Annotated in this window: 22 protein-coding genes; 13 read left to right on the top strand and 9 right to left on the bottom strand. The window is 64.7% G+C overall.

Features of this window, described 5'->3' with window-relative positions:
* Positions 1 to 40 precede the first annotated feature (40 nt).
* The 3 genes from LVJ94_15565 to LVJ94_15555 form a co-directional block, all read right to left on the bottom strand.
* On the bottom strand, positions 41 to 991 hold the full coding sequence (locus tag LVJ94_15565) for an FHA domain-containing protein (GenBank protein ID WXB08650.1): 951 nt from the start codon (positions 989 to 991) through the stop codon (positions 41 to 43).
* Between the two features lie 121 nt (positions 992 to 1,112).
* A complete protein-coding gene (locus tag LVJ94_15560) occupies positions 1,113 to 1,292 on the bottom strand; it encodes a hypothetical protein (protein WXB08649.1) in 180 nt (59 codons plus the stop codon).
* Between the two features lie 208 nt (positions 1,293 to 1,500).
* Positions 1,501 to 2,394 (bottom strand): hypothetical protein, encoded by an 894-nt coding sequence (locus LVJ94_15555; protein ID WXB08648.1) that lies wholly within the window; start codon positions 2,392 to 2,394, stop codon positions 1,501 to 1,503.
* Between the two features lie 188 nt (positions 2,395 to 2,582).
* On the opposite strand from LVJ94_15555, the gene LVJ94_15550 reads away from it, so the two are divergent.
* Both LVJ94_15550 and map read left to right on the top strand, forming a co-directional pair.
* Entirely contained in the window at positions 2,583 to 3,164 is a 582-nt protein-coding gene (locus tag LVJ94_15550; GenBank protein ID WXB08647.1) for a hypothetical protein, read from the top strand.
* A 146-nt stretch (positions 3,165 to 3,310) separates the two neighbouring features.
* Positions 3,311 to 4,054 (top strand): type I methionyl aminopeptidase, encoded by a 744-nt coding sequence (gene map, locus LVJ94_15545; protein WXB10718.1) that lies wholly within the window; start codon positions 3,311 to 3,313, stop codon positions 4,052 to 4,054.
* Positions 4,055 to 4,059: 5 nt separating this feature from the next.
* Here the strand turns inward: map and recN are convergent, their stop codons facing one another.
* A complete protein-coding gene (gene recN / locus LVJ94_15540) occupies positions 4,060 to 5,790 on the bottom strand; it encodes a DNA repair protein RecN (protein ID WXB08646.1) in 1,731 nt (576 codons plus the stop codon).
* A gap of 158 nt (positions 5,791 to 5,948) precedes the next feature.
* Between recN and LVJ94_15535 the strand changes: the two genes are divergently transcribed.
* From LVJ94_15535 to LVJ94_15525, 3 genes are all read left to right on the top strand, one after another.
* The gene (locus LVJ94_15535; protein WXB08645.1) at positions 5,949 to 6,704 is read left to right on the top strand and encodes a Fic family protein; all 756 of its coding nucleotides are present in this window, start codon (positions 5,949 to 5,951) and stop codon (positions 6,702 to 6,704) included.
* Positions 6,705 to 6,772: 68 nt separating this feature from the next.
* Positions 6,773 to 8,335, top strand: coding sequence for a hypothetical protein (locus tag LVJ94_15530; protein ID WXB08644.1), 1,563 nt, complete (start codon positions 6,773 to 6,775; stop codon positions 8,333 to 8,335).
* Positions 8,336 to 8,373: 38 nt separating this feature from the next.
* On the top strand, positions 8,374 to 8,757 hold the full coding sequence (locus LVJ94_15525; GenBank protein WXB08643.1) for a TerB family tellurite resistance protein: 384 nt from the start codon (positions 8,374 to 8,376) through the stop codon (positions 8,755 to 8,757).
* Positions 8,758 to 8,776: 19 nt separating this feature from the next.
* Here LVJ94_15525 and LVJ94_15520 read toward each other — a convergent pair whose 3' ends face one another.
* A complete protein-coding gene (locus LVJ94_15520; protein ID WXB08642.1) occupies positions 8,777 to 9,148 on the bottom strand; it encodes a response regulator in 372 nt (123 codons plus the stop codon).
* 90 nt (positions 9,149 to 9,238) lie between these two features.
* Positions 9,239 to 10,786: an ATP-binding protein gene (locus LVJ94_15515; GenBank protein WXB08641.1), complete on the bottom strand. Its 1,548-nt coding sequence runs from the start codon at positions 10,784 to 10,786 to the stop codon at positions 9,239 to 9,241.
* Positions 10,787 to 10,821: 35 nt separating this feature from the next.
* Here LVJ94_15515 and LVJ94_15510 point away from each other — a divergent pair, with 35 nt between their 5' ends.
* Positions 10,822 to 11,127: a hypothetical protein gene (locus LVJ94_15510; protein WXB08640.1), complete on the top strand. Its 306-nt coding sequence runs from the start codon at positions 10,822 to 10,824 to the stop codon at positions 11,125 to 11,127.
* 28 nt (positions 11,128 to 11,155) lie between these two features.
* Here the strand turns inward: LVJ94_15510 and LVJ94_15505 are convergent, their stop codons facing one another.
* Entirely contained in the window at positions 11,156 to 12,427 is a 1,272-nt protein-coding gene (locus LVJ94_15505) for a hypothetical protein (protein ID WXB08639.1), read from the bottom strand.
* 184 nt (positions 12,428 to 12,611) lie between these two features.
* Here LVJ94_15505 and LVJ94_15500 point away from each other — a divergent pair, with 184 nt between their 5' ends.
* The 5 genes from LVJ94_15500 to LVJ94_15480 all read left to right on the top strand — a co-directional run bounded on the left by LVJ94_15500 (position 12,612) and on the right by LVJ94_15480 (position 16,787).
* Positions 12,612 to 12,968, top strand: coding sequence for a hypothetical protein (locus tag LVJ94_15500; protein WXB08638.1), 357 nt, complete (start codon positions 12,612 to 12,614; stop codon positions 12,966 to 12,968).
* On the top strand, positions 12,968 to 13,462 hold the full coding sequence (locus LVJ94_15495; protein WXB08637.1) for a 3-dehydroquinate dehydratase: 495 nt from the start codon (positions 12,968 to 12,970) through the stop codon (positions 13,460 to 13,462). Before LVJ94_15500 ends, LVJ94_15495 begins: the two co-directional genes overlap by 1 nt.
* Complete coding sequence (gene accB / locus LVJ94_15490) at positions 13,459 to 13,932, top strand: acetyl-CoA carboxylase biotin carboxyl carrier protein (protein WXB08636.1); 474 nt, start codon at positions 13,459 to 13,461, stop codon at positions 13,930 to 13,932. Before LVJ94_15495 ends, accB begins: the two co-directional genes overlap by 4 nt.
* A gap of 9 nt (positions 13,933 to 13,941) precedes the next feature.
* Entirely contained in the window at positions 13,942 to 15,285 is a 1,344-nt protein-coding gene (gene accC / locus LVJ94_15485) for an acetyl-CoA carboxylase biotin carboxylase subunit (GenBank protein ID WXB08635.1), read from the top strand.
* Between the two features lie 80 nt (positions 15,286 to 15,365).
* Positions 15,366 to 16,787: a TolC family protein gene (locus LVJ94_15480; protein WXB08634.1), complete on the top strand. Its 1,422-nt coding sequence runs from the start codon at positions 15,366 to 15,368 to the stop codon at positions 16,785 to 16,787.
* Here the strand turns inward: LVJ94_15480 and LVJ94_15475 are convergent.
* Complete coding sequence (locus LVJ94_15475; protein WXB08633.1) at positions 16,784 to 19,918, bottom strand: hypothetical protein; 3,135 nt, start codon at positions 19,916 to 19,918, stop codon at positions 16,784 to 16,786. The two genes, LVJ94_15480 and LVJ94_15475, sit on opposite strands and share 4 nt — an antisense overlap.
* Positions 19,919 to 19,983: 65 nt before the next feature.
* Here LVJ94_15475 and LVJ94_15470 point away from each other — a divergent pair, with 65 nt between their 5' ends.
* Positions 19,984 to 21,513 carry a hypothetical protein gene (locus LVJ94_15470; protein ID WXB08632.1) on the top strand — a complete coding sequence of 510 codons (1,530 nt, stop codon included), beginning with the start codon at positions 19,984 to 19,986 and terminating at the stop codon, positions 21,511 to 21,513.
* Between the two features lie 23 nt (positions 21,514 to 21,536).
* Complete coding sequence (locus LVJ94_15465) at positions 21,537 to 22,841, top strand: hypothetical protein (GenBank protein ID WXB08631.1); 1,305 nt, start codon at positions 21,537 to 21,539, stop codon at positions 22,839 to 22,841.
* Between the two features lie 22 nt (positions 22,842 to 22,863).
* On the opposite strand, the gene LVJ94_15460 is transcribed toward LVJ94_15465, so the two are convergent.
* The gene (locus tag LVJ94_15460; GenBank protein ID WXB08630.1) at positions 22,864 to 24,327 is read right to left on the bottom strand and encodes a hypothetical protein; all 1,464 of its coding nucleotides are present in this window, start codon (positions 24,325 to 24,327) and stop codon (positions 22,864 to 22,866) included.
* Positions 24,328 to 24,357 lie beyond the last annotated feature (30 nt).

Below are 24,357 nucleotides of genomic sequence, written 5' to 3'. Positions count from 1 at the left end.
ACTCCACCGCGAGCGAACGCCACGAACGGCAATGCTGTCATCAGTCTAGGTTAGGATTGGCAGGATTCGGGGTGTCGCTCTCCTGGTCAGCGTCAGCGTCAGCCTCGCCCGCCAGCTCACCCAGCGAGGCAACCAGGCGCTCCAATTCGGCCAGCACGCTTGCCGCCGCCGTCGCGAGGGGCGTTTCACTCGGTCGTGCACGCAGCGCGGTCAAAAGCTCTTCGGCGGATTTGGCCAATTTCGTCGGGTATTTTCGACCAACTTCGGCGAAAGCTTCGACAACCGCACTGGAAGGGAAAAGGCGCAGCTCGTCGTACAGATGCAGGCCCCACGCGGCCCACGCCGGATCCTCCGCCGCCAAAGCGACGCGCATGGCCGAGCGCACCAGCCCCTCGATCTGATCGGCCGGCGCCGCACCGCCCGAAGCCACCCGCTCCTCGAGCTGCACTTTGGCCCGTTGGAGCATGCGAACAGCGTCCGACGTGCGCCCCAAGGTCAGCGCTTTTTCCGTCACCTCGACCAAGAGCTGCACGCTCCATGCGGCCTGCTTCGACGAGGCACCGAACTGCCCGCTCAACGTGTCTTCGTCCGTCTGCTCCGTCGCACCGCACGCGGGGCATGCCGCGAGCTCCTGCGGGTACGGCAGCCGACACGCCGCGCAGTAACGGAGGAAGCCCGTCGTCTTGGCCGGCGGCGCGATGCCCGTCTCCACCTCGCAGAACACGAGTTCCTGGGTGCCGATGCGCAGGCGATCGCCATCTTTGAGACGAACGGAGCCCCGCAGCGCGGTGCCGTTGACCTTCACGCCGTTGCGGCTCCCAAGGTCCTCGAAGACGGCCTCGTCACCCGTGATGACGATCTTCGCGTGCTGCCGCGAGACGAGCGGATCCTCGATCGTCACGTGGCACTCCGCGCTGCGACCGATGAGGGTCGCGCCCCTGGCCAGGTCGAACTCCTGTAGAAGAAATCGCAGCCGATACCGGGTCGCCACGCCTACCTCGCACATGCCGCCGAAGCGGTCGGTGCGGCGAAAAGATACCGCGTACCGCCATCACTTTGCGAGCTCGTTCGAACGAGCTCGCGAAATGAAGAGACTTGGCCTTGCGGGTTCTTCAGGGCACGTCGAACTTTTGCGCACCCTCGGGCACGCGAAAGCCGGTGGTCACCGTGAGGCGCGCCTTGGGGAGGACCGTCTTGATCGCGGGCTCCAGCATGCGGTCGCGCGTGATGGCCGCGCCCGGACACCCGGCGAACGATCCACCAAGGTGAATGTGGACGTCTTCGGCCGTCACGCTGACAAGGAACAGTGTTCCCCCGTCCGCATGAACGAGTGGCGCAAGCACATCGCGACACAACTTCTCGACCGGCTCACGGAGAGCCGACTTGTTTGCCGGGTTGGCGGGTGCTGGGGGAGTCTTGGCATTCACCGATGCGCGCACGCTGTTTGCCAGCGAGCATACCACGGCACCTACCGCAGGGGCTTCTGAAAGAGAGGCCAGCTTACTTCTTCTTTGCTGCGGTCTTTCCCGCCCCTGCCTTCACGCCCGCTTCGGCCCCACCTGAAGGTGCGCCCGGCGCCGGTTTGGCATTCGGATCGCTGATTCCGCCCTTGGTCACCAGCTGAATGCTCGGATCGAGTGCCAGCGGATCTTCCAGCTTGTTCGGGCGCATGGCCGAGATGTTCCGGAAGGTGTTGCGCTCCTCCATGGCAACCCCAACGAGCCGCTCGCCCGAGCGATCCACCACGCGGAGGTGGGTCGAACCGTCCTGCCACTCCGTGTAGGGAAGGTTCAACCAGCGCGACGGGTCGGCGTTGCGGGCCTTGCCCTGCACGGACACGTTGGCGCTCGTCTTGGAGACCGCCTCTTGGTAGGTCTTCCCCAGCGAGCCTCCGTCGAGCAGCTTCACCTCATCGTAGATCTTCCAGAGGCGCTCGCCCGGCGAGCTGCCCACGAAGAAGAAGAACCGACGCTTCGTCGCCCCTTCGAGCACCAGCGCCGACTCGTTGTTGCGGTAGCTGTACTCGCCCTTGAGGCCCGTCGCATCGAAGCCGCTCGGCACGTCCTTGAACTCGTGCAGGCTCTTTGCAAACTGCAACTTTCTCGTCTCGCGCTCCGACTCGAGCGCTTGCATGCGCACGCCGGGCTGCATCTTCATGAGGAGCGGGTTGTACTCGCGATCGAAGACGCCACCGAGTTGGTTGTGCGTCTTGATGACGTCCGCCCGGCTCATGCCCCAACGGAAGCCCTCGAGCTGCGGCGCGAGCGAAGACACCGACGGTGCTTCCACCGCTGCAGCAGCAGCCGCACTTGCCTTGGTGTCCGCGGCCAAGCTGCTCAGAGAAAGAGCCACACCCCCGCAAACGACGGCGGCGAAAAGGAGACGATGCTTCATGAAAATCCCTGCCCTCTTCTATCTAGTGGGGGTCGACGGCGCGCAAACCTGCAGTCCGCTTCCGGTTCCCCCACCAAGACTAGCATTGCGCTGGAGTGAGACCAAACAACGCGCTGTTCTTTGGATGCAATGGCCGCCCTCGAAGACTTCGACGGCCAGTGTCGAAAAATGATGTAAAAAGCCCTCCCATGCGCTTCTTACCGATCCTCTTGACTTCGAGCATCGCCTCCGTCGGAATGTTCGGTTGTGGCGGTGCCGCTTCAAGTGCGAACAAGACCGCGCGCCCGCTGCCTGCCTATTCGGGCCATGCGACGGAGCTCTTCGACGATGACATCGAGCCGCGTGCGGTGGGCATCGATTTGAGCCTCAGTCAGGCGCAAGCGAATCCTCGCAGCGACTCGGCACTGCGTGAACGTGCGCAGGTGGGGGATGCTGTCGTACGCGCTCGCGTCGACACGGTCACCGCCAAGAACGACGGGGTCGATGCCCGCTACGATTTGGGACTGCGTCCGATCGAGAAGATTGCAGGTGAGCATCCGCCGGCGGGAGAAAACTTCAACCTGCGCATCGAGCGCACGGGCCCCGCGGCCAACATCGTGAAGAACTTCCAGAACCGCCTGCACGGACGCATTTTCGTCGTCTTCGTGCGCGAGTTCGTCCGGCCCGACGGCGATACCGAGCTGCACTTTCATGCCGCACCCGACAACAAAGACGTCGTGGATGCCGTGCGCGCCGCCGCCGCGTTCGGTGAGGGAACCGCATCGAAGTAGCAGGCTCGTGATTTTGGCCTGGTAATTTTAAGGCCCCGCGTCTTGACCTAGCCGCGCGGCCGAGCCTTAAGGAAAGACCGAGGGTTACCGTGGGTGTAGAAATCAAAAGCGCAAAAGAGATCGAAGGCGTACGCATCGCGTCGCAGATGGCGGCAGAGACACTGGTTCTCGTGGGCGAGAAGCTTCGCGCCGGGATGACGACGGAAGAGATCAACACCATCGTCCACGAGGACACGATCCGCCGCGGAGCCACCCCCGCGCCGCTCAACTACAAGGGCTTTCCCAAGAGCGTCTGCACGTCGCTCAACGACGTGGTGTGCCACGGCATACCCGGGAGCGAGGTCCTGAAGGACGGCGACATCATCAACGTCGACGTCACGACGCTCTACAAAGGCTTTCACGGCGACACGTCGGCCACGTTTTACATCGGCACGCCGAGCCCCGAAGCGCGCTTGGTCGTCGAATCGGCGCGGCGCGGGCTCGAGCTGGGCATCGCCGAAGTACGCGATGGCGCCCGCCTGGGAGACATCGGCTACGCGATCCAGAGCTACGTCGAGGCGCAGGGCTGCAGCGTCGTGCGCGACTTCGTGGGCCATGGAATCGGCCGACGCTTTCACGAACCGCCGCAGGTGAAGCACTTCGGCAAGCGCGGGGATGGCCAGCGGCTCAAGGCCGGCATGATCTTCACCGTCGAGCCGATGGTGAATCTGGGCCGCTACGAGGTGGAGATCGACGCCGACGACAAGTGGACCGTCCGCACCGTGGACGGCGAGCTCTCGGCCCAGTTCGAGCACACCGTCCTTGTCACCCACGACGGCTACGAGATCCTCACGCAGCGACAGAAGCCGCTGCGCTTGTCGGAGAACCTCTCGGCCGTCTTGGTGGTGTGACCGAGCTACTTCCGCGTATTGAGCATTTCCTCGGCCGCGCGGCGGGCGGCTTCGCCGACTTTGACGCCGCCGATCATGCGGGCCACCTCCTCCACGCGCTCCTTTTCGGTCAAGGGGCGCACCGTGGTGAGGGTGCGGCCTTTGACCTCGCTCTTGCCGACGACGTGGTGTCCGTCGGCGAGTGCCGCAATCTGCGGGAGGTGCGTGATGCAGAGCACCTGGCGGTGGCGCGCGACGTCGGCGATGGATCGGCCGATGACTTCGGCGATCGCGCCGCCGACGCCTGCGTCCACCTCGTCGAAGACGTAGAGGCCCGCGGGGCCCTTTTCGGCGAGGACGCGCTTTATCGCGAGGAGCGCACGTGAGAGCTCGCCGCCGCTGGCGATGCGGCGCATCGGTTTCGGCTCTTCGCCTTTGTTGGGCGCGATGAGGAACTCGACCCGATCGATGCCGCTGCGCGTGAGGCGCGCACCGTCGATCTGCAGGCTCGCTTCGGCGGAGCCGGTGGCGATGGGCGCCACCTCGACGACCACGCGTGCCCGGCCCATCCCCAGCTGGGCAAGCTCGCGCCCCACGGCATCGGCCAGCTTCTCCGCGGCTTGACGCCGTCGCTGCGAGAGGGTGCGCGCCCGCGACGAAGCCTTGTTGAGACGTGCATCGCGAACCGACTCGAGCTCCGCCGCGCGTGCACTGGAGCCTTCGAGCCCATCGAGCTCACGGCGCAAGGTGTCTCGGTGGACCAGAAGCTCCGTCGTCGTGGGGCCGTGCTTTCGCAGAAGCTTTTGCAGCCGAAAGAGCCGCTCCTCCACCTCCGACAGGCGCTGCGGATTGACCTCGACGCCCTCGGCGTAGCGCGCGAGCGCGCGGGCCGCATCGGCCAGCTCCGAGCGCGCCGACTCGATCTGGCGGGCCAGCGGTGCCAGCGAGCCATCGAGCGACGCGGCACCGTCGACGTCCGCCGCCAGGCGCCCGAGCTCGTCGCAGATGGCGCCCTCCCCTTCGTAAAGGCGCTCGGCCGTGGTGGCCGTCGCCTGCGTGAGGCGCTCGGCATGGCGAAGGCGCGCACGCTCGTGATCGAGCAGGGTCTCCTCGCCGGCTTCGGGTGAAAGCTCATCGAGCTCGCGCAATTGGAACGCGAGGAAGTCCTCCCGCTCCGCGCGCCCGCGCTCCGACTCCCGCACCGCCTCGAGCTCCTTCACCACCGTGGCGAGCGCATCCACCTCTTCCGCGAGCGCATCCCGGACAGCGTCGAGCTTGCCAAACGCGTCCAGGTACTCCACGTGGGTGGCCGGGTCCGTCAGGCTCACGCTCTCGTGCTGCGAGGCGATGTCGCAAAGGTCCGGTGCCAACTCGGCCAGCTGAGCTGCTGTACAGAGACGGCCATTCACATAGGCGCGGGTCCGGAGGTTTTCGCCGCCCTCGGACTGCAGAAGCCGCCGGACCACCAGGGCGACGCCCGCACCCGTGCTACCATCGAAGGGGATCCCGGCGGCTTCCAGCTTCGCAAGCACTCGGGATCCTGCAGGAATCTCGAAGAGTGCCTCGACTTCGGCCTCTCGGGCGCCTGCACGGATGAGATCGGCTCGTGCCCGACCCCCCAAAACTAGGGACAAAGCGTCGATGATCATCGACTTACCGGCGCCCGTCTCACCGGTCAGGACGTTGAAACCGCCGCGAAGCTCTAGCACGAGATTTTCGATAAGAACGAGGTTTCGAACCTGGAGTTGAACCAACATTGGGGCAATCCTTGACCTCTCTTGTACCGTCCGACTAGCCTGTATTCGCTTCCAAACCCGCCTCAGCCGCTGGCGCCGGCCGGCCTATGCCTACGAAAAATACAGCCAAGAAAAAACCAATCGCGCCCCCCCCGGAACCGCCGCCGAAAGCGCTTTCGGTGGAAGAACGCACCCAACTGCTTGAAGAACGGCTGCAGAAGGCGGATGCGGACTTCCAACTGGCTTATCGGGAAAACCTCGACATGTCGTGGATCTACCACGACAGTGCGCTGGAAGGGGTGGTCTACACCTTCCAAGAGCTGAAGACGGCCATCGACCCGAACGCCGCGATCACGGCCGACTCGGGAATGCAGCCGGTCTGCGAGGAGATTCGCCGGCATCGCGAGGCGCTGCACTTCATTCGCGATTATGCGGTTCGCCGCCGTCTGCCCATCACGGTCGACGTCGTGAAGAAAATCTACGTCACCCTCCATCCCGAGGAAGGGGACGTAAAAACGGTGCGTTACCGGAAGGACATTCCGCAGCACCGTCTCTATTTCCACGAGTATGCGCCGCCCGATAAAATCAATTACAAGGTGCGGCAAGTCATCGATTGGGTGAACGACCCGGAAACGCGGCGCACCCGAACGGGCGTGCGCGTGGCCGCTCGCGCACATTACGATCTTTTGCGCGTCTTTCCCTTCCAGCTCGACAGCGGCAAGGTGGCGCGCCTGTTCATGAACTTGCTCCTTCTGCGGAGCGGGTATCCGCCTTCCATCGTCCACTCGACCGAACGCCAGCGGTATTACGAGGCGCTCAAAGGCTCGAGCCAGGTGATGACCTCCATCGTCCAAGAAGCCATCGAGAACAACCTCGCTTCCGTCGAGAAACTGCTCGACGGTTACGAGAGTCGGAACGTTCGTCCGACAGGCTGAACGGTCAAAATGGCCCCGCGCGCGGGGTCTTTGGGTCGCTCTTCAGACAGTAAGTAAGGGATGTGCACATGAGCGGTCCGCTCGAATCCTCGATCACCCTAGAGGAGGTGTTCGCGGTCGTGAGCGCCAAGCGTGTGCCTCTGGCGCCCGAGCTCGCGGGTTACCTCGCGCTCGAGATCGCCGAAGGGGCCGGCGGCGCGCCGGGGGAAGTCGATCCGCGCCAGGTTTATATCGGCGACGAGGGCACCGTGGCCCTCGTGCGCCAAAAGCGAAACGACGCCGCGACCGACAAAGCGGAGGAATCAATCCGCAGTCTTTTGCAGCGGCTGCTCGAGGCGAGCGGCTCGCAAACGCCCGCGCTCGATGCGGCGGCGAAAAAAGAGGCGGGCGCGGGCATCGCTTCGCTGGCGCAGGAGCTCGAGGCCGCGCTCGTTCCGGTGAACCGAGCCGCGGGCCGGCGGGCGCTGGCGCGGCTCGCGCGTGAGGTAAAACGGGTCACGTTGGGCGTCGGCCGCAATGCTTCGATCCCGCCGGACGCGCAACAGCGCCGCAGCATCCGCGGCTCGCAACCGTCGTATCCGGGGCAGGCGGGCCGCACCACCGCCGACGGGCGCAAGTCGCGCCCGCGGGACGAGGTGGATAGCCTGCTTTCGGCCTTCGAGGTGGAGGGCCCGCGCTCGGATGCCGTGGTCTCGCGCGACCTCAAGGAAATCGCGGGCCTCACCCCCACGCCTCCCCCAATTCACCCCGCATCTCTCCCGATGCCCGTGCCCGTCCCCGCCCCTGCCTCGGCAAAGACCCCCGCGGGCACGTTCCCGGCGAGCACCCGCGAGCCGGTGTCGTCGACGCGGGCGTCGGCGTCCGCGCCGCTTTCCGCACCGCTTTCCAGCCGGGGGCAGGCGCTCACGGCGCCAGGACAAGGACCGGGGCAAAGGCAGGCTGCAAAGCGCATCGGGATCATCGTGGCGGCCGTGGCGGTGCTCGCCGTGGGGGCCGTGGTGCTCGCGTGGATCCTGCGCTCGGGTTCGCGCACGCCGGCCACGTTCCCGGTGGAAAAAGCCGCCCTCGAGCCGGGGCCTTCCGCGCGACCTCCGAGGCCGTGCAAAGCGACGGTGATCATCACCGATGCCCCGCCCCGTGCAGAGCTCCTGGTTCGCGCCGGCCAGACGCCGCTCGAGGTGCCGCGCATGCCGGTTGGCGCACGCCTGGAATTCGTGGCCACCGGCGAGGGATTCGCCCCAAAACGGGCCGTCATTCCGGCACGTGCGGCATGGGACGCCGGGTCCGGCAAGCCACGCTACGAAATGACCATCGAGCTGGAAAAGTCGCGCGCGAAATCCGGTGCAATCGATCCGTGGCCCCCGGGAGAACCGGGCAGCGAAGTTGGCGGCCATGGCGCGCCTGGCACGGTTCACATCGTTTCAACGCCGCGAAGCGCGGAAATTTGGCTGCTTGCGGGCCTCGGGCCCGAGGCCACGATTGACCAACTCGCGTGTGATTCGGACGTCGATATCTTGGTAGCCGGACCGTTTACCTATCGGAAACGCTTGCACATCGGTCAGAACGAATTCGTCGAGGTATCGCCACCGGGCGGCGAAGTTGCACGAAAGGCCCGGGTCAGCGCGAAGTAAGTGCTATAGGCAGGGATAGCTCTCGAAGGAGTAAGGGGATGCACGAGGAAGATCTGGCCATCATCAAAGCACTGGTTCCGGTGGCGTGGGCGGACGACGTATTCGCCGAGAAAGAAGAAGCAACACTGGAAGCACTGCTGGTCGCCTTCAACGCGACGGACGAAGAACGAACGCAGGTTCTCGAATACGCCAAAGAAAAGAAGACCCTCGACGATATCGAGCTTCAAGAGCTATCGGCGGACGACCGACGGATCCTCCTGCAACATGCGGTTTTGCTGTCTTATGTCGACGGCGAACAAGGCGAAGCCGAACGCGACTTCCTCGTCAAATTGGTGGAAAAACTGAAAATTCCGTCGGACGAGGCCCAAGGCCTCATCGATTTCGCTTCCGAGCGCGCCAAAAAGCTATTGGGGCAGCTTTAGAAATCGCTGTTAGCGGTTACTAACCGATTCGAGACTGAAAGCCTTCAATCTCTTTGAGCAGCGCCATGGGGCTGAACGGCTTCGTGTAATAGGCGTTTGCGCCGGTTTCGAGTGCGCGTTGTTTCGATTCGCTATCGTCCAAGGCGCTGATGATGACGATGGGAACCGCCTCCGTGCGCGCATCGGCGCGGAGGCGGCGGCACACTTCGAAGCCGTCGTACGAGCCGGAAAGATGTAGATCGAGCAGGACCAGATCGGGCTCGGTGGTAATGGCCAATTCGAGCGCACGCGGGCCGGAAGCCGCCGTTTGCACCAGGTGGCCACGCCCTTTCACGAGGGCCTCGATCATTTTGCTGACGGAATCCGAATCTTCCACGATGAGGATGCGCATCGAATTTTCGGCGATTATCGCCGACTGCGCGCAAAAGTCGATCGATTGTGGCAGGCGCGCCAGCCTTTGGCGTTCGCTCCACTCGACGCGTCAGCGCGCTAGCGTTGCTTTCGGAAACGTGACGATGATGCGCACGCCGCCGGCTTCGGCATCGGCGAGCTCCAGGGAGACGCCCAACCAACCGGCTATCTCGTTGGCCACGTAAAGCGGCACGCTGGTCGCGCGACCGTGTGTGCCCGGTTCGATGTCGAGCCCTACGAAGGAGCGACGCGCCGAGGCAGGAAGCGGGGCGCCGGCGTCCTCCACGGTGATGCGCGCGCCGTCGGTTTCGTCGTTGGTGATGGAGATGATCACACTGGCACCGCGCGGTGACGAGGCGATGGCTTGGCCCACGAGCTCGCGAAGCAGCACGGATAGTGCACGGGGGGCCGTGCGCACCGGGAGCTCTTCTCCGCGACTGCGCTCGGAAACGGGTGCGCGCTCGCTTTCCTTTGGATCGCGCGCATCGCGCTCGTGTGACGCCGGCGAGATGCCCTCGAGGCGCGTGGCCACTTGGAGCAAGACACCCGAGCGATCTGCGCGACCCGAAAGGGCCGAGACGACGGAGCGCGCGGTCTCCACCAGGTCGACCTCCGTGTGCGCCTCTTCGCTGTCCAATTCGCCGAGGTGTGCGAGCCCGCCGACGAAATCCTGCGCACGCACCAAGGCGCGTCGCACCACCTCCCAGCGCTCCTCCGGATTCTCGGCCAGGGCAATGTTCGACGGGCTCGACTGCCCGACCACTTGACCAAGCTGCGGCTGAGAAGAGCGCCCGGAGCGCGCCGGAAGCTGGCGCGCTGCCGGGGACAAGATGGATCGGAGCTCGGCCGCAACGCCCGCCGAAAAACGGCTCAGGGCCGCGAGGCGCTCGGCCGCAGGCTGCGAGGGGTGCGGCGGAGGAACGGTGGAGGGCATGCCCCCGGCCGCCGCGTCCTGCGTGTACACCTGCGCGAGCTCGCGCGCGTAGGCTTCGCCCTGCTTGCGCGCCTCGTCGAGCTCTTTGCGCAACGCCTCGCGCTCGTTGCGCTCGGAGACGCCGTCGGCAGGGAGGCTCAGCACTTCGGCCCCGCCCTCGAGCTCGTAGCGCCCGCCGTAGCGCACGGCCATGCGGCTCATCCAGGCGCGCTCCGTGTCGGCGGTGACCGAGCTGTCCGGACCGAGAACGACGCCCACGCGCACTTCGTCCTCTTCGCGCCGGATGGTGATGGCGGCGCCGCCGCCCGTCCCCTGCCCGACCAACACGTGGAGCATGCGGCGGATTTCCGCCTCGTCGCCGAACACCTCGGTCCCGCTACCCGGCTCGATGGAGACGCGCGCCTCGGGGGCCACCTCCCAGATGAGCGCCGCGAGGTCGATGCGACCGCGCCGCCCGCGCACCGCCGAAGGCCGCGAATGCAGCGACGAAAGCATCTTCATCGCGTCATCGAGCGCATTCAGCGTGGCGTCGAGCGAGGCCGGCTCGACGTCGGCCGCGGCCCCGGAGGCATTGAGGACCTGCACCCCCATGCGCAACCGTTCCGCCGCACCGGCGGCTTCTTGGGTGAGCAGCCAGCCTAGCTCCTGACGTGTCAGCCGCGCTTTCGACATTCCGCTCGTCATCGTAGCATTGGCGTATGGTTCGTGAAGAGCGCGCTGTGGCCACCTCGTACGATGGCGCTTCGGATACGTATCGGGTCGTCTGCCAAACTGGTGAGATTCACCAACGCTTCCAGGGCAACGTCGATTTATTGCTCGACTCGAGCGGACACTTGGTCGGAATCGACCTGGGAGGTGAAGGCTTTCAACGCCTCGTGATCATGCTGGGAGCCCATGAAAACGTGGTTTCGCAGCGCCGTTCCCCGGCGGAAATCGTACGCGGTAGGGATGGGCAGGTTCTCTACGTGGCCTTCTCCAGCGCGCGCACGGCAGCGCGAGGGCACGAGAAGAATCCCTACGTCTAGCTAGACACAGCTAGACCGGTGTGGGTGGCTACCGGCTGACGAAGACGTCGTCCGTGGGCAGCACGCGTGGAACGGTGACCCGCACCGGGCGCTTGAAGGCGCGTGGATCGCCTATTTTTCCCGTGGCGACGGCGTAGGCCAGGGTCTCGGCGGAGGCCACGACGACGTTGGCCGGGCCCTCGGGTTCGCACGTGGTGAGGCTGAGTCCCGGGCCGGGCGGCGGATAGAGGAGGCCCGTCGCGATGCGTGGATCCGGCTCGACGAGGCGCGCGCCGGTGGCGATGAGATCGGCCAGCGCCCCCGACTCCGCGAGCACCTCGAGCATCTGCCGCGAGGGCGCGGCCAGGAGAAAATCGAGGCCTTTGGGCACGCGCTTCGATTTGAGCAAGGTGGCCACCACGAAGAGCTCCCGCAGCGTCGAACCGGTGTCGCCGCCGAGGAGAACCTGTGACACGGGTTTTCCCGCGAGCTCGCGCACCGGCACGATGGATCCTTGATGCCGCACCAGCGGGTCGACCGCGCCGAGATCCAGCGAGACGACCTCCTCGAAGGGCGCCCCCGCATCGGGTGCCAGGGAGCGGTGCGCCTTCGATCGGCGCTCGTCGCGAAGGAAGACCTCCGTGCGCTCGTCGCTTCCGAAGAGCGCACCGACGGCCCCCACGTGCGGTGCCACGGCGCACAGGATCGCGCGCTCCGCGACGGAGAGAAACCGCGCACCGGGCCCGCCGAATTCGAGCACCACCGGCGACTCGCTGGATGTCGCCACGCGCTGCACGATGCCGGCGAGATCGCGGCGAATCCACTCGAACGCGACATCGCGCGCCCCGACGAAGGGACGCAGCTTTCCCGTGAGCTGCACTTGAATGCTGCGCGGGGGCCGAAGCCGCACCCGGCCACGGGCGAGCGCATGCCCCAACGCGGACGGCGGCACGACCCAGGTCAGCATCCCCACGCCCCCCAACGCCGCGAGGCGCGGTTCGTCGGTCACCGCCAGGCGCGCGGGCGAGGCGAATCGTTCGAGGTGCACCGGCGCCGGAAACCCCGCCCCGGCCCGTGCGACGGACAATCCGTGGGACAACGCCTCGGTCGCGAGCGGCGCGGGCGACGACGGATCGCGCACGCAAACGGTGTCGTACGCGATCGAAACCTCTGGGCTGGCTTTTTTCAGCCCGGCGGCAACCCCTTCTGCGAGAGCACGCCTCGGGTCACGCACCAGCACGACCTGGTCGACTTTGACGTCAACCTCGTGCTTGGCCCGCGCCGGCCCCGCGGCGCGACCGGCCAAGATTTTTTCGGCCATGGTGCGGGGAGGATCCCCAGCTTTTGAACGCATGAGAGCTAAACGCCAACGTCAAAACAGGGAGGAAGCTCGGCCGAAATTGGCCCGCGTGCCACGCGACGTTAGACCGCCACTCTCGCGCTGGTCAAGGTTACGACATTCACCGTGATTGACCCGCACACTCCCTACCTTTTACCTTGGGCGCATGTTCAAAGAAGCGCTGCGTGACATCGTGGAGCAGACGGATGGGGGAATCGCGGGCATCTTGATGGACTCGAGCGGCATCGCGGTCGAGAGCTACACGAAGGACGGCGCCCCGTTCGACATCAATACCGTTGGCATCGAGTTCGGCGTGGTGCTCGGGCAAATCAAGCGTGCCGCCGAAATGGTGGAGGCCGGATCGACGCACGAGATCTCCGTGGGAACGGACAAGATGATCACGGTCATCCGCCTACTCGGCGATACGTACTTCCTGGCCCTGGCCATCGCCCCCAACGGCAACTTCGGCAAGGGGCGCTATTTGATGCGGGCCGCCGCGCCCAAGCTTCTGGCCGAGCTCTGATGCCACGCGAGAAACGCGCCACGGGCAGCACCTTCCGCATTCTGACCATCTCGGGGCCCAATCTCCAATTGCTCGGCACGCGCGAGCCGGAGATCTATGGGACGGAAACGCTTGCGGACATCCATGCGCGCCTCGACACCCGAGCACGTGAGCTCGGGTGCACCTTCGTCGGGCGGCAGACGAACCACGAGGGCGAGATCGTCACGTGGATCGGGGAAGCGCCCGGCCATTTCGACGGCATCCTGCTCAACCCGGGCGCCTACACGCACACGTCGATCGCCATTTACGACGCGCTGCGCGCAACGGGCATCCCGTGTGTCGAGGTTCATCTTTCGAACCCTGACGCGCGTGAAAGCTTTCGCAGGCGTTCGCGTGTCGCACCGGCTTGCCTCGGCCGAGTGGCCGGGTTCGGAGGGGAAAGCTACCTGCTGGCGCTCGCGGGCCTGGTCTCTTCCTTGAAAATATGGTCCAACGACGGCGGGAGGTCCAAGTGACTGTGGATATCGATAAGCTGCGCGAGCTGCTCGACGTACTGACCCAAAAAGACATCGCCGAGTTCGAGCACGAGGACGAAAAGGTCCGCCTGCGCATCGTGCGTGGTCACGTGGTGTCGCCTGCAGCCTACGCTGCCGTGGCTGCACCGCATGCCGCGCCCGCAACGCTCGCCTCGGCCAACATTGCACCTGGTCGCGCGGCGGAAGCACCGGCCGAGGCCGGGGGCGACACCGTCGACATCACGAGCCCCTTCGTCGGCACGTTCTACCGTGCCCCGAGCCCGGAGGCGCCGGCCTTCGTCGAAAAAGGCTCCGTCATCCGCCCCGGACAGACCCTCTGCATCGTCGAAGCGATGAAGCTCATGAACGAGATCGAAGCCGACTGCTCCGGCACCGTCGTCGAGATCTTCGTGCAGAGCGGCAAGGCGGTCGAGTTCGGACAGAAGCTTTTCCGCATTCAAAAGGCCTGAGGCACGCGCATGTTCAAGCGCATTCTCATCGCCAACCGCGGCGAAATCGCGATCCGCATCATGCGCGCTTGCCGCGAGATGGGGATCGAAACGGTGGCCGTTTACTCCGAGGCCGACGAGCGCGCACTGCACGTGCGCTTCGCCGATCGCGCGGTGTGCATCGGCCCCGGTCCGGCGACGAAGAGCTACCTGCACGTCCCCGCGATCATCAGCGCCGCAGAGATCACGGCGGCCGAAGCCATTCACCCAGGTTATGGCTTTCTGTCGGAGAATGCCGAGTTCGCGCGCCTCTGCAAGAAGTGCGGCGTGACCTTCATCGGCCCCTCCCCCGAGGCGATGCGCGCGTGGGGCGACAAGGTCACCGCGCGTTCCAACGCGGTACGTTTCGGCCTGCCGCTGCTCCAAGGCAGCGAGGTCTTGCGCGACGCGAAGCATGCGATCGCCGAGGCCCAGCGCGTCGGCTTCCCCGTCATCCTCAAGGCATCGGGCGGTGGCGGCGGGCGCGGCATGCGCATCGTGCGCAGCGAGTCGGAGGTCGAGTCGGCCTTCGCCAGCGCGCGCCACGAAGCCGAGACGGGGTTCAAGAACCCCGACGTGTACCTCGAGAAATTCATGGAGCGGCCGCGCCACATCGAGTTCCAGGTGCTGGCCGATCATCACGGCGGCGTCTGGGTCTTGGGCGAGCGCGAGTGCTCCATGCAGCGCCGCCACCAGAAGGTCATCGAGGAGGCCCCCTCCCCCGCGATGACCCCGGAAAAACGCGCCGAGGTGGGCGAGGTCATTCGCAAGGCCATCCTCGAAACCGGGTACCGTTCGCTGGGCACGCTCGAGTTCATCATGGATGAGCAGGGCAGCCTCTCGTTCCTCGAGATGAACACCCGCGTCCAGGTCGAGCACCCCGTCACCGAGGCCATCACGGGCTTGGACCTCGTGCAGCTGCAGATCCGCGCCGCCGCGGGCGAAAAGCTGGATCTGCCGGATACGCGCACCTGGCCGCTGCGCGGGCACGCCATCGAGTGCCGCGTCAACGCAGAGGATCCGCGCACCTTCGCCCCCTGGCCTGGGCTCATCACCGAGTACTACCCGCCCGGTGGCACCGGCGTGCGGGTCGACTCGGGCGTGTACGGTGGCTGGCGCGTGCCGGCGCACTACGACTCGCTGCTGGCCAAGCTGATCGTGCACGCGCCCACCCGCGCGGAAGCGATCACGCGCATGCGCCACGCCCTCGACGAGTTCATCGTCGGCGGGATCCGCACGAACATCGAGCTGCACAAGCGCCTCCTGAACGATCGCGAGATGATCGAGGGGACGATGACCACGCGGACGATCGAGCGCCTCCTCGCCGAAGGCTGAGATCGGCGCGAACGGCGGAAGACCACACTGGTACGGTGCCTGCGCACCGTACTAGGATTCCGCGCGCTTGGATGGCCCGGATGCGTAGACGTCTCTCCTTCGTTCTTGCTGCGTTCATCGCGGGTGGCGCCGTGCTCGCCGCACAGACGGCGCCCGCCGCCACGGCGGGCGATGGCGCGCATGCGTCCAGGCCGCGGCAGTACACGCTGGCGGAGTGCCTCGCCCTGGCGGAGCGGAACCACCCGAGTCTGTGGGCCGCGGGTGCGCGCTTGGCAGGCTTCCGCGCGCAGCTCGACGAGGCACACTGGACACCGTATTGGCAGTCGTGGAGCGGCAACGCCAGCCTGACGAGCATCGCCGATGCGCGAGGTGCTGCACCGTACACCCAGGCCGGGTCCAACGCGCTCAATACGAGCTTCGCCGACGGCGTGAATCCTTGGTTCCGTTTCGGCCTGAGCGGCGGCATTCCCGTGTACACCTTCGGGAAGATCGAGTGGATCGGCCGCGCCGCCGAGGCGCAAGCCCGCGCCGGCGAGTGGGAACGTGAGAAGTTCCGCCAGCAAACGCGGGCGGATGTGCGGCGGGCCTATTACGGCGTGATGCTCGGGCGCGACATGAGCGCCGCCTACGTCGACGTGTCGGGCAAAGTCGACAAGGTTCTCGAGTCGATCAAGCAAAAGCTCGAACGCGGCGATCCCGGCGTCGACCAGAGCTCATACACGCGCCTCGACATCTACCGCGACACCCTGGAATGGAGGGCCGGCGATCCGCAAAAACGCGAAACCATCGCCATGAGCACGCTGCGCTTCATGACCGGCGTGCAAAGCGATTTCGATGTCGTGCACGCGCCGCTCGAGCGCCCCGAAGGAGAGGTCGCGCCCGTAGTGACGTATCTCACCGCGGCACGGCTGCATCGGCCCGATACGAACCAGGCACGCGCCGGCATTGCCGCACGCCGTGCGCAGCTCGAGTTCGCGCAGGCCCGGTTGTTTCCGGACTTCGCGCTGGCCTTCGCCGCCGGGCTCAATATCGCGCGCAACGCGGTGATTCAGAATGGCTGGGTCTTCAACCCGTTCAACAGCAACGGCTTCTATTTCGGCGGTCCCCTGCTGAGGATGCAGTGGAATCCGGATATTCTGCCGGGCTTGGCCCGTGTCGACTTCGCCGCCGCACAGCTCGAAGAGGTGCGCGCGCTGATGCGCCTTGCCCTCGGCGGCGTGGCCGTCGAAGTGGAGAATGCCTACGGCGTCGTGCTCGAGACGCGGCAGCGCGAAGACCGGTTCGGACACGCCGAGGGCGTCACCAAGAAATGGCTCGAGAGGGTGCAAGGAGAGGTCGAACGCGGCGCAAAGGACACCGCGGCCCTCACCGAGCCACTGCAGCTTTACCTCGACGCCCGCGTCAATCACCTATACGCGCTGCTGGACTACGACATTGCCCTGGCCGAACTGGCACGAGTGACGGGTTGGGACGCCGCGGCAACGCCCGGCGCCGTTCGCTAGTCGCGTTGGTTGCGGGGTTCGAGCCTCGCGTGCTGCTCGCGTTGTCCGCGGGGAACGAAGGCCACGACGTCGAGATCGAACAGGCCCGAGAGGTTGCCTTTCTCTTTCTTCACCGTCAGCGAGATCAGCTCCGTCCCACCGCGCGCCACGACGTCGCCGACCTTGACCCAGCCAAACTGCACGTCATGGTTCCAGAAAGGAAGCGGCAAAACGCCGACACCGTTGACGGCACCCACGTTCTGGCCGCCGAAATCGAAATTCACCAAGGCTCGAGTCGAGCGAAAACGCTCGTGCACAGCGAAGATGCACGCCCACATCGTGTACAAGCCCTGCGGCAGATCGACCTCGCGGCGCAGTGAAATCGGCTCTTCGAGCTTCGCATCGCCGACCATGACCGAGCCGTTGGATGCAAAGTAATCGACCGCCCCGATGGAATAGAAGGCTGGCCGTCCCTTCGAGAGCGCGACGTTGCGAAAGCTCTCGGCCTGCACGAAGAAAAACCGGTTCTTGACCTCGACGCGCTCGACCTTGAGCAACGTTCCCACGTCACCCTGGAATCGCAGAAAGCGTTCGACGCCGGGTGCATCGGAATGCGGATCGCGCACGAGGCACGACGGCGGCACGGAGATCTCGCTTCCAAGGCTGCCCGCGAGCGTGCACACGGAGGTGCCGCCGGCAGGCTCCACGAACTCGACCTGAATCGGCGCCCCCACCGGCTGCCCGGTCACGAGCAACCCGTCTTGGCCGCCATCCTGGTCGAACAGCGCATAGACGGCCATTTTACTCGGCGCGCTCAGGGTGCGGAATGGTTGACCATCGGCGGCAAGCTCGCGCTTGCCCCAAGCCTCGTGCAACACGTGAACCGGATACGACTCCTGCTCGTCGTGGTACGCGCCTACCTCCAGCTTGTTCGGATCGGCCGTCGCCATGAGGCCATCGGCAATCCCAAGCCCAATCTTCGAAAGATCGAGATGACGCGCATGCCAGGCAAAACCCGCGGTGGCGAGCACGAGGCCCGCGGTGCCGACGGCTTGCGGGATCGTTTGCGGAATCCGTTGAAAAATCTGAGTCCGCTTCAGCGAGCCTACCCCGAGCAGAAGCAGGGCCAAAGAAAGGCCCGCGAAGGTCACCTTGCGCCCTTTCGCGCGCAGATCCGTGATGTCCCAAACCAGCTTGATCTTCGCAGGTGCGGCTATGGCCTCGGGCAAATCAAGGAGAATGAGCCCATCGGCATTCTCGTGGACATCGAGGGGTCGGTCTCCAAGCCATGCGCGCCACGCGGGTGAAAAGTTGGTCTTCACCAGCAGCTGCTGCCCATGGCCGGCCTGCCCCGTCGGCGTCACGTCGAACTCGTACTGGTACCCTCCTCCGGGTAGGTATTTGTCGACGGTCACGCTCGAGTCGTATCCTTCGCCGGTGAGCATGCGCGGCTCGTAGCCAACCCGCTCGAACAGGACGATGTCCGGCGTCTCCATCACGCTCCGCCAGCGCGGATCTTTGGTCAATGCGTGAATGAAGTGCGGCGTGCCCGCGACGATGTACTTGACGTCATACGTCTCGGCTTCGTTGATGACGGGAAAAGGCGTATGCCAGAATGGCCCTTTTTTCTGCAGGACCTGACTCGCAGGGTTGTTCTCGTAGATCCAGCCCGAGATCTCACGAAACCCCGACAGCACGGGAATCATGTGGCGAACGTAGTTGACGCTGGGGGGCTGCACGGCCCCCTCGCCCAAGAACTCGCCGAACACGCGTCCGCGTTTGTCGCCGTGGTCTCGAAGCCAACCCGCAACTTCCTCGACGCTCTGCTCGAAGCGCGAGAACTCATCCGCCGTGTACACTTTGACGGCGCGCTGAGTCATCACGAAGAACGCCCAAATGGCGCCGGCGGCGAGAATGACCATGTTCAGCGGGTAGTACCGGAACTTGCGATTCGCAAAACGCCAGGCGCCATACGCCGCGACCAAGAGCCACGCGAGAATGGCGAGGGTGATGAAACGGTACCAGAGCAGATTCTGGTACATGGGCAACCAATCGATCACCGCATGGATCTCCGGCCCGAGTGCCACCCAAAAGGCCAGAACGAACGTGATCAAACACCCCGCAACGGCGCCGTTTCGCCGGCGAACGAGCTCGACGATGCCCACGAAGCCGGCGACGATGGCCACCATGCCGCACGTGCTGTACGTGAAGAACGAGGGGAAGAAGCCAACGCGGTACGACGAGATGAGGCTTCCTTCGAACCAATCCGAAATGGTGTCGAAAGCCGGCCGGGTCCAGGTGTACGCGGCGTCCGTTTTGGCCGCGAACTTCAAACTAGGATAAAGCCATTCACCCGTGATGGCGACGCCGGTGCCAATGAGGACGCCCATCATGAGGGTATTGCTTCCCCATTTGCGCGGTCCGGCGCCGAGCACGAAAGCCGCAAGCGCCAGGCACATCATGTACGTCGTGAGCAAATGGGTCATCACACAGGCGGCGAACACCACCGAGCCCCATGCTAAGTGCACGAAGGCACGCGGCATGGGCGCCTGCTGCGCCCGGCGAAACGCCACGAGTGTCCCCATCATCAACGGGACCGCGAACGCGGGATTGAGCATCCCATTCTTGAAATAGAATTCGAGGCCGAATAGTTCCGAAGAAAAAAGGCTCAGCGTGATGGCCGTGAACTTCGGCAGATCGCCCGGCTCGTCGTCGAACGTTTGAGCCAGGGCATATCCAAGCAGCGGCACGGAAAGAAACGCCGTGACGATCCACGTCTTCAGCGAAGCGAGTGCGCTAATCCCCAGGAGCTTGGCCGTGGCCCCGATCACCACGTAAAGAAGAGGCGGGGTGTTGTAGAGCAGATATGGAATTCCCAAATTGAATTTGGGACTCCATCCCATGTACGTACCCGTCGCGGGGTAGAAGTCTTCGATGAGGTGGCGCACGTACGCGTAGTGGCAGATCGAATCGTTGTCGACCCAGATGCCCGTGCCGAACGTTCGCCGCGCGAAAAAAAGGTTCATCACGCACAGCGCGAAGAGAAACAGGCGCTCGTCGTTCCAGACGCGCAATGCGTACGTTCGCAGAACGCCGAGCACGGCGCGAATACGCTCTTCAGCCAGCTTGGCAACGACCTCTCCTGTAGCCACGTTGACGGAGGTCTTTACATCACAAGGCCACCGCGGGAAACCCGGATCCTCCGGTCATAGCCGCCATGGCGCTTTCCGGCACCGTTCACCGCACCATCGCAGACGCGGGTGGTGAAAGCCTTGGAGGTCTTCGCTCGGTTCGCTATAGCTACGACCCGATGCGTGCCTGGGCGCTCCGTAACTGGATTTTCGTCGTCATCGCCGTCACGTACGCATACTTTTATCAAGGCGGGGACATGAACACGAACGTTCGCCTCGCGCTCACACGATCCATCGTCGAGCGGCACGCCTTGGACGTGACACCGTACCATACCCTATCGATCGACAACGGATATTTCCAAGGCAAGTACTACTCCGACAAGGCGCCTGGCATCTCGTTGCTCGCGACGGTGCCGTACGGTCTCATGCGTGCCGCCGAGAAGCTCGCGCATCTCGATCCCGACCAGCCTGCGATTCGCGCAGCACGCGTTCATGCGTTGGTATTCCTCTTCGCCGTGGTGCCGGGGGTGGTGGCAGCCGCCTTGCTTCGATGGGCAGCAGAGCGTCTTTCGATCAGCACGCCAACGGCCACGCTGCTCACGGTGGGGTACGCTTGGGGAACGTCAGCGTTCGCGTATTCGACCATGCTTTTCGGACACCAGCTTTCCGCCGCGTTGGTGCTCGGAGCATTCTGCTTGCTCTTGCAGATGGATCGGGCCGAGAAACCGGGCGGCACCTTGGTGCTTTTCGGCGCGTTGATCTCGTGGGCGTGGATCGTGGAATACCCCACGGCTTTTCTATCCATCGTGCTGGGCTGCTCGCTGTTGGCCAATACCGCGCCGCGTGCATGGCTTCGCACCGTTGCGTGGATTTTCCTGGGCGCCACCCCTGCCCTCGCCGTTCACGCACTGTATGCCTTCCTTTGCTACGGCTCGCCTCTGGCACTTCCGTACCAGTTCGTCGTGGAACCCGTATTTCGCTCTCATACGAGCTCCGGGCTCTTCGGCATCGGAATCCCGACGCGCGATGGGCTCGTGGGCATCTCGGTCAGCGCGTATCGCGGACTGTTCTTCTATTGCCCATGGCTGATTCTCGTTTTTGCCGGCTTCGGTCATTGGATTCGCCGTGGCACGTCGCCCAGAGCCGCCAAATCCGTGCTGGCGCTGATTGCCCTGCACGTCACGTTCGCGGCGTCGTATTACGCGTGGGACGGCGGCCTGGCCACGGGCCCGCGGCACCTCGTGCCGCTTCTTCCCTTCCTCATTTTGCCGATCGCGTATTTCGCCGATCGGGGACGGTGGCAAACCTTGGTCACCGGACTCGCGATTCTGGTGAGCATGCTCATCATGCTGCCCATCGTCGCGGTCACGCCCCTTCTTCCCTTCGGCGATCCAATCCGGACGAATCCGTTGTATGCCTACGTCCTTCCCGCACTCGTACGCGGCGAGCTCGCCAACAATTGGATCGACCCTTACGCCGCCGGTGCCCATCGTGACGTCAGCTACAATCTGGGGCAGCTCGCCGGCTTGCCTGCGTACCTTTCGCTGTGGCTACCACTCGCGGCGTGCGTCGGAACCTGGGGCGTGAGCGTGCGACGCGCCATGGCGAGATCATGATGTATCGGGCGATCGCTGCACGAATGCTGACCGCAGTCACGGTGGCACTCGCGCTTTATGTCCTTTATGCGCACGCGTCGTCGTCGTCGGTACTCTCGCAGGCCCTTCGCAAGCCGTGGACCGAGCGATTTTCCTCGCCGGCCGAGTTTGCGCGCGACTTCGAAGTGCGAACGTACGGGAACATTTCGCATCGGATCGACGCGGGCACGCTCCACGTGGAGGGGCGTTCGATCGATGCCAAGGGCTCGCCATCGTACCTCGAGTTCATCGGCGCGCCGCAGAGGCTCGGGGACGTTCGTTTGCGCATGCGTTTTCGGGCAAACGGCGATGGGGCCTTCGATGTTTCCGTGGGCCTTCACGGTGAGGGTCGGGAATCGCGCGCCATTCGGTTCGGCTTGGCCAATGGGGCCACGGCCGGGGTATTCCGACTGGTGGGCGATGTGGGGCCGTTCGGCAAACAGGCCGAGGGAGATCGGGTGCTCGCCGAGGCACGTGTGCCCTCGTACGCCGCGGACGCTTGGCACGAGCTCGACATGCGCATCAGCCCGAGCATTCACCAGGCGCTCCTCAGCGTCGACGGAAACCCAGTGGCATCGGGCGTGGTATTCTGGGAAGACGGTACCCGGGTTCGTCCCGTCCTTGGCGTGTACGCGCGAGAGCCCAACGCGAACGTCGACCTGGACGTATCGGAGGTGGCCTTCGAGCCGGTGGATCCCGATACGCGCTTCGTCGATGTCGACGACACGTTCAACGGGCGAGTTATCGATCCCGCATCGTGGAGGGTCATCCGCCCCGACGACCGCAAGACACGGCTTTCCATGGAAACGGGGCATGGCCTCACCTTTCACGCGGTGGCGCTCGAGCGCGGAGCGGGCGGCTTTACGCTGATGGGCCCCACCCATGCACTGGAGTCGTTCGACGCGGCCGTCGACGTCGAGATCACCAAGCTCGATCATGCCGCCGTCTTCTTCGGCGTCGCCAATTTGGGCTTCGACCCGAGCTTCCGCATGTTCGACGTGGGCATCTCCGCGGGCGGCGAGGGAGCCAACGCATTCATGAATGCCCATCTCGCGGCCGACGGACAGGGTCGCTACCGCGATCTTCGCAGCGTCGAGGTCCCGGCGCTCGTTCACATCGAAATGTCCTACGACGCGACCACCCACCGGGGGCGCGTCCGGGTCGACGATACCGAAGCCGAGGAAGATCTGGCGCTGCGACCGCTGGAGGACGTCATTTTTCGCATCGGCACGGCATTGCATTCCCCCGATGCCATGGCCGAGGGACGCATCGCTCGCGTGTCCTTCCGCCGGCACGCGTATCGTCCGTGATGCGTCGGTTGCGTGCGGCAGGTTAATTCTTCGAAGCGAGGTGCTGCTGGTACTCCTCGATCCAATGGCTGTAGCGACCGGTGTTCATCTCCCAGATCGTCTTCATCCGCTCGGCGGTGAAGATGGGCCCGGTGGTGAGGATGAGCAGCTTGTCGTAATAGGCGTGCAATGCTGGATCCGTGATGCGATTTTCGCCGGTCTCCACCGAGGTGACGTAGCCCTCGGGCACATCCCGAAAGAGATGCCCCCGGCCCCACGAGTGCTCGGGATCGCGTGCGGGAAGCCTGGCCAACAAGGCGTCCGTCAGGGCGAGGTTGTCGATCGTCCGCAGACGCGGTCCGCGTCCAAAGCCGTGGTAGCCAATGGCGCCCCACACCATGGCTTGCGCAGGGTCCACATCCTCGAATCGCCGACCATGCCCAATGTCGAAGTCTTCTCGGGAGAAGACGATGTTGAGGTTTCCTGGCCGGTGAAACGAATGATCGTCGAGAATCCCCGTCTCGCCCCTCTCGGTCAATTTGGGCTCCCAGTGACCGGTGATGGGCGAGCGCGGGCCCAACAAGCCGATGACGAAGGCTGCTGCGGCAATGCTCCAGCGCACCTTCGACGGCATCATCTCGACAAGGACCAAGACGGCCATGAGGTACGGAAGCGCGAAGAGCCTGCCCGACATGTAATCGCCGCCAATGCGCATCGCGTAGACGAGCAGCGCCGCCACCCCAACGAGCCCGAGAAGCACATCGTACCGCCGGCGCCGAAGCGCAATGAACGTCCCCGCCAGCAGTGCCACCGCGACGACGGGAAGGGTCACCGGATCCCAGAGCAGACTATTCTTGAAGTACGCAATCCCGTTCGAATGAAACAGGGGCGGGTGATAGTGCCCGCCCGCCAATTTGGCGTAAGCGGTATTCGGAAGTGGGAATCCGTAATAGATGGTCGAAAATGCGATCCACGCGACGGCCGGCAGCGCCCCGATGGCGCATGCCCGAAGGCTCTTCACCCCCAGCGTCTTCCAAGCGCGAACGAAAAGCCATGCGAGGCTCGGCCCGTACAGCAACACCGTGTCGGCTCGGTTCACGTAGCCAAAGCTGGCCAGAAGAACCATCTGGCACAGCCAGCGCTCCGTGACCTCCGCTTTGGTAACGGTCTTCACGAAAAGGGTGAAGAAAAACACGGCCGCAAGAAGATGTGTCAGCGGGTTTTCGAGACCGGATGTGCTGTAGTCGACGAACGACTTGGATGAAACCATGATCGCGACCATCGCGAGCAGCTTCGTCCGGTCCGCCTGCCATGCCCGCGAGGCCACCAAGACGATCCCCAACGAGCACGCGAAACACAAAGCCAGCGTCGTGAAATACCCTTCACCGAAAATCGCATATAGACAGCTCACGAGGAGCATCCACAGCGGGTGCGTATAGCCTTGTACGCGCTCGAAGGTGTTCCACGTCAGGCCGTAGCCGTGCACGAAGTTGTCGACCGTGCGCATCGTGATCCACGGATCATCCCCTAGCCACGC

The sequence above is a fragment of the Sorangiineae bacterium MSr11367 genome (assembly GCA_037157805.1).
Lineage (GTDB): Bacteria > Myxococcota_A > Polyangia > Polyangiales > Polyangiaceae > Pendulispora > Pendulispora rubella.
This window is presented reverse-complemented; position numbering and strand designations above follow the sequence as displayed.